The following is an 11,645-nucleotide window of genomic DNA, read 5'->3' as shown; positions in this document are numbered from 1 at the left end:
GCAAGACAAAATTATTCGTCAGAAAGCGAAGCTAACAAATCAGCCTGATGCTCTTGCAAAATCGGATCGACGAGCTGTTTTAGATCTCCTTCAACTACTTCATCTAAGCGATAGATAGTCAAGTTGATACGGTGATCGGTAACGCGACCTTGCGGGAAGTTGTAAGTGCGAATACGCTCTGAGCGGTCACCGCTACCGACTAAGCTCTTACGAGTAGATGCCTCTTCTGCTGCACGCTTTTCTTCTTCAATTTGGTTTAAACGGGCTTGAAGTACTGACATGGCCTTAGCACGGTTCTTATGCTGCGAACGCTCGTCCTGACACTCCACAACCAACCCCGTTGGCAGGTGCGTGATACGAATAGCAGAGTCAGTTTTGTTAACGTGCTGACCACCTGCTCCCGATGCGCGGAAGGTATCGATACGAAGCTCAGCTGGATTGATTTCAATGGCTTCTGACTCAGGAATCTCAGGCAATACGGCAACAGTACATGCTGACGTGTGAATACGACCTTGCGATTCGGTCTCGGGTACGCGCTGTACGCGGTGACCACCGGACTCGAACTTCAGCACACCATAAACGCCATCGCCACTAACGTTAGCAACCACCTCTTTGTAGCCACCGTGTTCACTTTCGTTGGCATTTACCAACTCAACACGCCATCCGCGGCTTTCGGCGTAGCGGCTATACATACGGAATAAATCGCCGGCAAATATCGCCGCTTCGTCGCCGCCCGCTCCTGCGCGAATTTCTAAGAAGCAGTTGTTGTCATCGTTTGGATCTTTAGGCAGAAGTAAAACCTGAAGCTCAGTTTCAAGGCGCTCAATTTCTGCCTTCGCTTCTTTCATTTCTTCTTGTGCCATTTCACGCATTTCAGCATCGTCTTCGTTCAGCATTTCTTGTGCTGAACTTAAGTTTTCTTGTGCTTGCTGATAGGCATTAAACCCAGCGACTACATCTTCTAGCTGGCTGAACTCTTTTGATAAGTTGCGAAACTTATCCTGATCGCCGATAACTTCAGGGTCACCGAGTAACGCCTGAACTTCTTCGAAACGCTCGACTAAGTGTTCGAGTTTCCTAACTACCGACTCTTTCATATGCTTCTTATTACCTTATTTATTATTGTCTGACGAAAAGTCAGATAAATCTAATGCTTGCCCCATCCAACGGCTTAACGCCGGGTCATCGTGCATGGCAGCCTCGCGTAACGCTAGGGTCGTTGAGTGCAACAACGTATTAGTTAGCTTATACGCCATTTCTTCTAATACCGTTTCGGCATTTTTACCTTCCGCTAATTGCGCTTTGGCTTTTTCCACAATATCGTCACGCTGTGCCATGCCTTTTTGGCGATACTGTCTTACTAAATCTATGGATTGCTGCGACTGTTTCCATATCATGTAGTCGCCAGCTTGCTTGTCGATAAGCTTTTCAGCTTCTTTAGCAGCTTGCTCGCGGTTTTCTAAATTCTTTTGAACAATATGCTGTAAATCATCGACAGTATAAAGATAGGCATCACCTAACTCGTTAACCTCTGACTCTATATCACGCGGCACCGCCAAATCGACCAAAAACATTGGCATGTTTTTACGCTGTTTAAGCGCTTTTTCCACCATACCTTTACCGATTAAAGGTAGCTGACTCGCGGTAGAGCTTATCACGATATCGAAATCTTTTAAGTGTTCAGGTACTTGTGACAAGGTAAACACGCTGGCATCTAGCGTTTCGGCTAAAGCCTCAGCTCTGGCTACCGTTCTGTTTGCCACAGCTAAACAGCTCACGCCCTGCTCTTTCAAATGCTGAGCAACTAACTCAATGGTTTCACCTGCACCCACAAGTAATACCGAACGCTTAGGTAATTCAGCGAATATATGCTTGGCTAACTGCACTGCTGCATAAGCCACGCTCACTGCGTTTGCCCCTATATCAGTCTCACTGCGAACGCGCTTCGCCACCGAAAAAGTATGTTGGAACAACTTATCAAACTCGCTGCTCACCATTCCCGAATGCTTTGCATCGCCAAACGCCTGCTTTACCTGACCTAAGATTTGAGGTTCTCCCAAAATCAGTGAATCAAGGCCGCTGGCTACTCGCATAATGTGCTTTACCGCTTCATCCTGCGCGAGCACATAGCTGTTACTAGCAATCTCTTCTACATCTAAATGATGAAAGTCGCTTAACCATTGTAGAAGCTGTTGACCCGTATCATCTTGGGTGTTGACATATAGTTCAGTGCGGTTACAGGTTGATACAATGACAGACTCATCTATGCCGTTCAGCTTTTTTAAACTCGCAAGCGCTTCCACCAGAGAATCTGGGGTAAAGGCCACTTTTTCACGAAGTGCTACTGGTGCTGTCTTGTGGTTAATACCGAGGGCGAGTAAAGTCATTAAAATCTGTGCTGGCAACGTCGGAGCGGCATTGTACGAAAAACCCAAAATGATTGAAAGTGTTGGTGAAACTGTGTTCCCATAATGTCACAACTAAATGTGTTTTATTTTTATACGGGTATGTTGCCTTAATGATTCGCTTATTTTCCTTATTATTTGCCCTTTGCTTTTTATTAAGTGCATGTACGACCGCTCCGAAAGGCCCAGAAAATGCGGTAAACCTTACTGCGCAACTCGAAAAAGTGGCTGAAGTCCACCATTGGCAAATGCGCGGAAAAATTGCTTTTCGCCATGGAAAAGAAGCGGCGAGTCTTAATTTAGTCTGGAAAAACGATTCCGGCGATTTCGATTTTCGATTAACTAATTTTTTAGGAGTGAGCCTAGTTAATCTAAACGTGAACAGAAATCAGTCAGTATTAGAGGCTGACGGTGAAACCTATGTAGATGCCTTGCCAGAACCACTTATTTATCAGATTACAGGAATGCTAATACCGGTAGAGCCTTTATTGTCTTGGGTTAAAGGTCTTCCCCTTAAGGGAGATAAATACACCTTAACCGAAAAAGGGCTTTTGAATACCCTTGAAAGTTATTGCCAAGGTTGCCGCAATTGGAAGGTAACTTACGGCAACTACGGTAGTGTTGATTTGGAAGATGAAACATCTGTATGGCTACCACATAGCATCACGCTTACCCAAGATGAAACCCCGAATATGCCTAAAACTCAGCTTAAAATTAAAATTTATCAGTGGACTCTGTAGTGAACGCATTTGAATCAACGCAAAAAGATTGGTGGCCCTCCCCCGCTAAATTAAACCTTTTCTTACATATTCTTGGTCGATATGACAACGGCTATCACCAGCTTCAAAGCCTGTTTCAAATGCTGGATTACGGCGATGCCCTCGCCTTTGATATAGATAATGACAGCGACGTCGGCTCTGATAATTCAATTATCCGTATGGAAGTGCCGTTAGAAGGTGTACCCGATGATGATAATTTGATCATAAAAGCAGCACGATTACTGGCAGCAAAAACAAAGTGCAATAAAAGCGCTGTTATTTCAATTAATAAACGGCTACCCATGGGCGGCGGCATTGGGGGCGGATCATCGAATGCAGCTACAACCCTTGTCGCTCTTAATCATATATGGAATACAGGGCTCAGCGAAAACGAACTAGCCGACTTAGGATTAAGTTTAGGTGCCGATGTACCTATTTTTGTGCGAGGTCTGACGGCATTTGCGGGAGGCGTTGGAGAGGACATAACCCCAGCTCCCCAAAAAGAACAGTACTTTCTTGTGGCAAACCCTAATGTTCATGTCAGCACAGCCGAAGTGTTTACTTCACCCGATTTGCCCAGAAATACACCTGCGATACGTTGGGAAGACTATAAATTTGAAAAAACTTGGAATGATTGTCAGCAATTAGTCGCGAATCGCTATCCTGAAGTTGCAAAATTATTACAGTGGTTGGTACACTACGCACCGTCGCGAATGACGGGCACAGGTGCTTGCGTATTTGCCACTTTTTCTGACTACACTTTAGCCGAACAGGTTAGGGCTAAAATGCCTGAAGCCTGGCAGAGTTTTGTCGCAAAAGGTGTGAATCGCTCACCACTATTAGACAAATTAGAACAACAAAAATAGCGTGTACGCCACATCGGACAAGAACTTAAAAATTGGGGTATAGCCAAGTTGGTAAGGCAGCGGGTTTTGATCCCGCCATTCGTAGGTTCGAGTCCTGCTACCCCAGCCAAACCTCTTTTATCAACGCACTGAGGAACCACTTGTGCCAGATATGAAGCTCTTTGCAGGTAATGCCGTACCAGAACTTGCCCAGAAAGTTGCCGATCGCCTCTACACCAAACTTGGAAATGCCAAAGTTGGCCGTTTCAGTGACGGTGAAATCAGCGTAGAAATTCATGAAAACGTCCGTGGCTCGGACGTTTTTATTATCCAGTCTACGTGCGCACCTACTAACGATAACCTTATGGAACTTATTGTGATGATCGACGCACTACGTCGCGCATCAGCTGGTCGTATTACAGCAGTAATTCCTTACTTTGGTTATGCACGCCAAGACCGTCGTGTTCGTTCAGCTAGGGTGCCAATTACTGCGAAAGTAGTGGCTGACTTCCTGTCTAACGTTGGTGTTGACCGCGTACTTACTATCGACCTACACGCCGAACAGATTCAAGGTTTCTTTGATGTTCCGGTGGATAACGCATTCGGTACTCCTATCCTTCTTGCTGACATGGTAAGACGTGATTTTGCCGACCCTGTCGTAGTTTCTCCCGACATTGGCGGTGTTGTACGTGCACGTGCTACTGCGAAACTACTTAACGACACCGACCTTGCGATTATCGATAAGCGTCGCCCTAAAGCGAATGTGGCTCAGGTAATGAACATCATTGGTGACGTGAAAGACAGAGATTGCATCATTGTCGATGACATGATTGACACAGGCGGTACACTTGCAAAAGCAGCAGAAGCGCTAAAAGCGCATGGCGCACGCCGTGTTTATGCTTACGCGACTCACGCCATCTTTTCAGGTAACGCTGCAAACAATCTTAAAGAGTCTGTTATTGACGAAATTATCGTTACCGACTCTATCCCATTAAGTGCAGAGATGAAGAAAATTGGAAAAGTAAAACAGCTTACTTTATCTGAGATGCTTGCTGAAACTATTCGTCGCATCAGCAACGAAGAGTCTATTTCAGCAATGTTTGAGTACTAGCTCGCACTAAAAAGCGAGTGAGACAATGTCTTTCAATAGCATTGTTTCACTCGCTTCTTTTATACGAAGTATTGATTAATTATCAATTTCGTCTTCTTCATCGTCTTCAGGCATGTCTACGTCAACTACAGGTACTTCGACTTCTTTAGTCTCTGTTTTTACGTCTACATCCATCGTATCGACGTCATACTCAGGCATTTTACCGCCTTCAACGTCAACGTCTGGCATTTGACCATCATCGGTTTTCTTTACTTCATATTCAGGAAGCTCGCCAGACTCAACGTCAACATCAGGCATTTCGCCATCTTCAGTTTTGTTCACGTCGCACGCACTTGCCGCTAGTGCCAGACTCGATACTGCAAAAATTTTAGTTAAGTGCTTCATTTTCTCTCCTTAAAAACGTTGCTTTTGATAATCCCCAATTAACGTAATGGAGATTATGCTAGCTGCGTAATACATTGCCTTTTGACTTAATCTCGGGCGCTGTTATTACATAAGTCAATGGTTATAAAGCAGGGTCTGTGCCAACCATCCTATAAAGTTCTGCACAGCAAAATGTCCGAACCTAAAATGCGGCCTATTTCGCTCTTAGTAATAAAAAGAAATCTATTATCCAGCTGCACGCTTAACCCTTAGGCGAATATTATCCGACACCCGTTAAACCGCGGCTTATGTCACTTTTTATAAACTTTTCGCAGATAAACTTAGACGAATAAGATAAAGCCTCGACTTCTCCCTGAAAACTTCTCGCTCTTTTTAAAAACGGACACACGATTCCCATAGACGGAGTGCGGTAATTTCTTTAATGATGTAAAAAATATGTATAGGTTTCTGCGTTTTTTGTAGAAATTACTTAAACACCATGGAAGACTGTTAAGCAAAGCTTTAATCGGTAGAAGCCAAAAATTATGCACTGCTGGACACTTGGCTCTAACTGGGCGCTAACCGCAAACCCTACTCTTGTTTAATAGAGGAACATAAGAATGAAAACACACCACCTTAAACTCGCACTCATAATTACTTCTGCGCTTGCACTTGTCGCTTGCTCTCAAGAAGAAAGTAATAAGGACGTCACTATGGTAGATAAAGAAAAGCAAATGGAAAGCAAGACGGAATCTATGCCCAAAGAGCTGGTTGCTGAACCTGTTACACAAGCTGAAGCCGTTGAAGATAGCGTAAAAGGTGAAGTCTCTATGAAAGGCAGCATTATATACAAAGACCTAGAAGGCGGTTTTTATGCATTTATTGCCGAAAACGGCGACCGTTATACCTTACATGGTCTAGACGAAACCTATCAAAAGAATGGACTTGTTGTTGAAGTTGAAGGCACACCTAAACCAGATATGATGACCTTCACCCAATTCGGTACTGTACTTCAAGTATCAAGTGTTAAGGTGCTTGATACCAGCAAAGTTATTGATAACCTTCAAACACAATGATCGTACCTTGTGCGAAATAAGTAGCAAATAACTTGTTTATATAACTTACATAATTAATGTTTTTAAACAGCGAATAACCTTTGCTCTCGTGCTAATAGTACATACCTACACTTAAAAGGATGACCATTGATGATTAATGCATATGCCGCTAAAGAAGCGGGCGCAAAACTGGAAAAGTTTCAGTACGACCCCGGCGAGCTTGCTTCGCATGACGTTGAAATAAATGTTGAAAGTTGTGGTATATGCCACAGTGACTTGAGCATGCTTGATAATGAATGGGGTATGACAGAGTACCCTTTTGTGCCAGGACACGAGGTGGTAGGTACTATCAGTCAAGTGGGCGAGCATGTAACCTCTCTTAAAGTTGGACAGCGTGTGGGACTCGGATGGCATTCATCCTATTGCAATAGCTGTAGAACTTGCGAGGAAGGCGATCACAACCTGTGTGCCGATGCTATTATGACTATCGGTGGTCGCCACGGCGGATTTGCAGATAAAGTACGCGCCCAGGCCCGCGCTGTTATTCCCCTTCCCGATTCTATCGACAGCACAAAAGCAGGCCCTTTGTTTTGCGGCGGCATCACTGTATTCAATCCTCTTGTCCAGTTTGGTATTAGCCCAGCAAGTGAAGTTGGAGTTATCGGCATTGGTGGTCTAGGGCACTTGGCATTGCAGTTTTTAAACGCGTGGGGATGTAAAGTAGTCGCGTTTACTTCAAGCGAATCTAAGCAAAAGGAAGCGTTAGAGCTAGGTGCATCAGATACTATTAATAGTCGTGATGAAAACGAGATAAAGAAAGCACGCGGTCGCTTCGACCTGATTATTTCGACGGTTAATGTAAAGCTAGACTGGAATCTGTATTTATCTACATTGGCGCCGAAGGGTCGACTTCACTTTGTTGGAGCTACCCTTGAGCCTCTTGATATAGGTGCGTTTAATTTAATTGGTGGTCAAAAAAGCGTATCAGGTTCACCTGTAGGTAGCCCAGCAACCATCAAAACCATGCTCGATTTCGCAGCCCAGCATAATATTGAACCCGTTACCGAAACTTTTAAGTTTGATGATGTAAATGACGCTATTGAACGGTTACGAGAAGGCAAAGCCCATTACAGGGTTGTGCTGACCAAATAAGCGATAACGCTTAAGACATCAACATCCAATAGTGAAACCAGAGTAGATAGCTCGGATGGAAATCTGTCTATACTTTTCTTGATTAAATTAAAAACGCGCTTTTGCGCGTTTTTAATTTTAGTTGTGCCAATTTTATATTTACTCTCTTCGATTTTAATCTGTGTTGGCAATTGTATGTTGTAGTAGGTGGTGTTAGAATTCGCCGCCCTTGAATTTTGGGCTGATGATTTATCGTGCGAAAGAATGTATTTTCAAACGCGATAAACATCAAATTACAGTGGGTTTTGGTCGCAAAAATCCACATCATTAGACTTATATTTTTGGAGACAGACAATGTCTGAAGCAAATTTCAAACTAGACGCTTCTGTTCGTACAGACCTAGGGAAAGGTGCGAGCCGCCGCCTACGTCGCGAAGATAAGCTTCCTGGTATCATCTACGGTGGTGAAGAAGCACCAGTTTCTATCACTCTAGATCACAACAAAGTAAACAACTCTGCTGACTTTGAAGCGTTTTACTCTCACGTTCTTGAGCTAAACCTAGACGGTAAAGTTGTTGAAGTTCTAGTTAAAGATATGCAGCGTCACCCGTACAAGCCGAAGATCATGCACATTGACTTCCAACGTGTTATCGCTGGCGAAGACGTTCACACTAACGTACCACTTCACTTCGTAAACGAAGAAGCTTCTGCTGCTGTAAAAGCTGGCGGTATTGCTGAGCACCACGTAACTGAAATTGAAGTTACTTGTCAGCCTAAAGATCTTCCTGAGTTCATCGAAGTAGACATGGCTGGTGTTGAAATGGGTCAAACGCTACACCTTTCTGACCTAACTCTTCCAGCTGGCGTTTCTTCAGTAGAACTTGCGAAGAACGACGAAGCTCACGACCTAGCGGTTGTAACTGTTAAGCCTGCTCCTAAAGCGGCTGAAGCAGAAGAAGACGGCGAAGAAGCGGCTTCAGAGGAATAATCCTCTTGGCTGATATCCGCCTAATCGTGGGTCTGGGTAATCCAGGCCCCGAATATGAAAATACCCGACACAATGCCGGTGAATGGTTTCTCAACCAACTTGCCGACACCTACAACGCCCCGCTAAAACCAGAAACTAAATTCTTCGGTAAGACTGCTCGCATTACCATTGCAGGCAAAGATGTCCGTTTGCTCTACCCCACTACGTTTATGAATAAAAGTGGGCAAGCCGTAGCAGCACTGGCTAATTTTTACCGCATAGAACCAGAACAAATATTAGTAGCGTTTGACGAATTAGATTTGCCCCCCGGCGTAGCAAAATACAAAGTGGGTGGAAGTTCTAGTCAAAACGGCGTACGTGACATTGTGGCTAAAATGGGTAACAACAAGAATTTTTTGCGTTTGCGCATAGGTATTGGTCATCCAGGTCATAAAAGCCGAGTAACCGGCCATGTTCTTGGTAAGCCACCAGCAGATGAAAAGGCAGCTATTGAAAGCGCCGTTGATGAAGCGGTACGCTGTACCGAAATTTTGCTGAAAGAAGACCTTAAGCAAGCACAGAACAGGTTGCACTCTCACAAAGGGTAAACCTAGCCAGTTTTCACTTTTCCAAACTAAGGATCCATGCCATGGGTTTTAAATGCGGTATTGTTGGCCTACCAAACGTAGGTAAATCAACACTTTTCAATGCATTAACAAAAGCAGGTATCGAAGCGGCCAACTTCCCTTTCTGTACCATCGAGCCAAACACAGGTGTAGTACCTGTGCCAGATCTTCGTTTGGACAAGTTGGCTGAAATCGTAAACCCACAGCGCGTTATTCCCACTACTATGGAATTCGTTGATATTGCGGGTTTGGTAGAAGGTGCCTCTAAAGGTGAAGGCTTAGGTAATAAATTCCTAGCAAACATCCGTGAAACCGACGCTATCGGTCACGTAGTACGCTGCTTCGACGATGAAAACATTGTTCACGTTGCAGGTCGCGTTAGCCCTAAAGATGACATTGACGTTATTAATACCGAGCTTGCGCTATCTGATTTAGAAACCACAGAAAAAGCACTTCACCGCGTAGCAAAACGCGCTAAAGGCGGCGACGCTGACGCTAAGTACGAAATGAAAGTGCTGGAGAAGATTAAGCCGCACCTAGATGAAGGCTTATTGCTTCGTTCACTTGAGCTTAGCAAAGAAGAACTGGCGGCAATCAGCTACATGAACATGCTTACTCTTAAGCCAACCATGTACATTGCTAACGTGAATGAAGACGGCTTTGAAAACAACCCGTACCTTGACCAGGTAAAAGAAATTGCAGCAGGCGAGAATGCTACGGTAGTAGCAGTTTGTGCATCTATTGAGTCTGATATTGCAGAGCTTGAAGATGACGAGCGCGAAGAATTCATGCAGGACATGGGCTTAGAAGAACCTGGTCTTAACCGCGTAATTCGTGCCGGTTATAACTTGCTAACGCTTCAAACCTACTTTACTGCCGGTGTTAAAGAAGTGCGCGCTTGGACCTTCCCTGAAGGTTCAACAGCACCGCAAGCCGCGGGTAAAATTCACACCGACTTCGAAAAAGGCTTTATTCGCGCCGAAATAGTCAGCTACGACCACTTTGTTGAATTCAACGGTGAGCAAGGTGCAAAAGACGCAGGTAAATGGCGTTTAGAAGGTAAAGACTACATTGTTAAAGATGGTGACGTTATTCACTTCCGCTTTAACGTATAATTGCTAATGTAGAAATAAGCACAGTTTACTAAAGCCACCGCAAGGTGGCTTTTTTGTTTGCGGTAAACAATTGTGAAGCGTTCATAGGGCTGATATAACAGATAAAAAACTAACGGCCCTTATAATGATTTTAAAACAGCTTAGCAATTCACAACCGTTCGCATTATTGCAAAGTAAGTCGCAGCGAGACATACAGCCTAAAAAACGACAATCCCTTTTTAAAGCCTCGGTTAGAACGTTATGTTTACTAAGCTTTGCTACTTTTTCCATTGCCAGTGAAACTTCGATTAAAGCGCAAAACACACAATCTAGCATCAGCGGCGGCGAAATAGCGCCAACGTTGGTAAGCAATGCCGACAGTTGGTATCAGGTACCCCAAGCTAATACGGTGACTTTTAAAACCGCACATGGCGACGTGGTTATTGCACTTCACCCTACCCTTGCGCCAAAACATGTGGCCAGGTTTAAAAGTTTAATAGATGCAGGCTTTTACAATGAACAAACGTTTTATCGTGTGGTAGACGGGTTTGTCGCACAGGCAGGCAGTAATGATACTCACGACGCAGCACAATTTCCGCCAACACTGCTGCAGCCTATTAACGCTGAGTTTACCCAACCTCTCAATACCAACGTAAATCTGGTTGAAACCAAGGATATGTTTGCTCCTAACACCGGCTTTCTAGACGGCTTTCCAGTAGGCGTTGATAAAAGCCGTAAAGAAATGTGGGGGCTTCACTGCCCTGGTGTTGTGGCGTTTGCTCGCAATAGCGAGAAAGATACCGCCAGCACCGAGTTTTATATCGTTATTGGGCAAGCACCACGACACTTAGACAGAAATATGTCGGTAGTTGGCCGCGTTGTGAAAGGTATGGAGCTACTTCAAAAATTGCCTAGAGGCAACAAGGACTCAGGCGGTGTACTAGATAACATAACCCAAGAGAGTAAAATAAAGCAGGCTTTTGTACATAATGGCAACTCAACGCCTTTCTTTTTACAAACGCCACATCATGAAGAATACAAAAAGCGGGCTAATACGGGAAGAAACCTAGATAACCCGTTTTTTCATGACAATACCTACGGCCCGCGCCCAATTGACGTGTGTTATTATCAAACAAAAGCCAGTAACAAAGCTTGGTAAATGCGTACTTTCCCCCTTGCAAGTTGTTCAAATTCACGGCTTTTTGTGCGTATTTCGCCCTAATGCGCACACTTAATGAGCATTTAAAAAAAGTTAGTAAAAAAGGGGTTGACGGTTGCCAGTCATATACGC

Annotated in this window: 12 protein-coding genes and 1 tRNA gene; 10 read left to right on the top strand and 3 right to left on the bottom strand. The window is 44.3% G+C overall.

Features of this window, described 5'->3' with window-relative positions:
* Positions 1-11: 11 nt before the first annotated feature.
* Together prfA and hemA are read right to left on the bottom strand one after the other, a co-directional pair.
* Positions 12-1,097 (bottom strand): peptide chain release factor 1, encoded by a 1,086-nt coding sequence (gene prfA, locus ACYX4M_RS14070; protein WP_179982972.1) that lies wholly within the window; start codon positions 1,095-1,097, stop codon positions 12-14.
* Between the two features lie 15 nt (positions 1,098-1,112).
* Positions 1,113-2,387, bottom strand: a complete 1,275-nt coding sequence (gene hemA, locus ACYX4M_RS14065; protein ID WP_476080563.1) for a glutamyl-tRNA reductase — start codon at positions 2,385-2,387, stop codon at positions 1,113-1,115.
* Positions 2,388-2,518: 131 nt separating this feature from the next.
* Between hemA and lolB the strand changes: the two genes are divergently transcribed.
* From lolB to ACYX4M_RS14045, 4 genes are all read left to right on the top strand, one after another.
* Positions 2,519-3,145, top strand: a complete 627-nt coding sequence (gene lolB, locus ACYX4M_RS14060; protein WP_476080562.1) for a lipoprotein insertase outer membrane protein LolB — start codon at positions 2,519-2,521, stop codon at positions 3,143-3,145.
* Complete coding sequence (gene ispE, locus ACYX4M_RS14055) at positions 3,145-4,029, top strand: 4-(cytidine 5'-diphospho)-2-C-methyl-D-erythritol kinase (RefSeq protein ID WP_476080561.1); 885 nt, start codon at positions 3,145-3,147, stop codon at positions 4,027-4,029. The genes lolB and ispE overlap by 1 nt, the downstream gene beginning before the upstream one ends.
* 33 nt (positions 4,030-4,062) lie before the next feature.
* A tRNA-Gln gene (locus ACYX4M_RS14050) sits at positions 4,063-4,138 on the top strand.
* Between the two features lie 33 nt (positions 4,139-4,171).
* The gene (locus ACYX4M_RS14045) at positions 4,172-5,119 is read left to right on the top strand and encodes a ribose-phosphate pyrophosphokinase (protein WP_476080560.1); all 948 of its coding nucleotides are present in this window, start codon (positions 4,172-4,174) and stop codon (positions 5,117-5,119) included.
* A gap of 75 nt (positions 5,120-5,194) precedes the next feature.
* Here ACYX4M_RS14045 and ACYX4M_RS14040 read toward each other — a convergent pair whose 3' ends face one another.
* On the bottom strand, positions 5,195-5,503 hold the full coding sequence (locus ACYX4M_RS14040; RefSeq protein ID WP_476080559.1) for a hypothetical protein: 309 nt from the start codon (positions 5,501-5,503) through the stop codon (positions 5,195-5,197).
* 599 nt (positions 5,504-6,102) lie between these two features.
* On the opposite strand from ACYX4M_RS14040, the gene ACYX4M_RS14035 reads away from it, so the two are divergent.
* The 6 genes from ACYX4M_RS14035 to ACYX4M_RS14010 all read left to right on the top strand — a co-directional run bounded on the left by ACYX4M_RS14035 (position 6,103) and on the right by ACYX4M_RS14010 (position 11,513).
* A complete protein-coding gene (locus tag ACYX4M_RS14035; protein WP_334059233.1) occupies positions 6,103-6,558 on the top strand; it encodes a ribose-phosphate pyrophosphokinase in 456 nt (151 codons plus the stop codon).
* Positions 6,559-6,687: 129 nt separating this feature from the next.
* Positions 6,688-7,689, top strand: a complete 1,002-nt coding sequence (ahr, locus tag ACYX4M_RS14030) for an NADPH-dependent aldehyde reductase Ahr (protein ID WP_476080558.1) — start codon at positions 6,688-6,690, stop codon at positions 7,687-7,689.
* Between the two features lie 333 nt (positions 7,690-8,022).
* Positions 8,023-8,655 (top strand): 50S ribosomal protein L25/general stress protein Ctc, encoded by a 633-nt coding sequence (locus tag ACYX4M_RS14025; protein ID WP_476080557.1) that lies wholly within the window; start codon positions 8,023-8,025, stop codon positions 8,653-8,655.
* Positions 8,656-8,660: 5 nt separating this feature from the next.
* A complete protein-coding gene (gene pth / locus ACYX4M_RS14020) occupies positions 8,661-9,242 on the top strand; it encodes an aminoacyl-tRNA hydrolase (protein ID WP_025254772.1) in 582 nt (193 codons plus the stop codon).
* 41 nt (positions 9,243-9,283) lie between these two features.
* Positions 9,284-10,375: a redox-regulated ATPase YchF gene (ychF, locus tag ACYX4M_RS14015; RefSeq protein WP_118489665.1), complete on the top strand. Its 1,092-nt coding sequence runs from the start codon at positions 9,284-9,286 to the stop codon at positions 10,373-10,375.
* Positions 10,376-10,499: 124 nt separating this feature from the next.
* Positions 10,500-11,513 carry a peptidylprolyl isomerase gene (locus ACYX4M_RS14010; RefSeq protein ID WP_476080556.1) on the top strand — a complete coding sequence of 338 codons (1,014 nt, stop codon included), beginning with the start codon at positions 10,500-10,502 and terminating at the stop codon, positions 11,511-11,513.
* Positions 11,514-11,645 lie beyond the last annotated feature (132 nt).

The organism is Alteromonas sp. ABV4_150, assembly GCF_056311745.1.
Note: the sequence above shows the minus strand (reverse complement) of the source record. Positions and strands in the feature narration are given on the sequence as shown.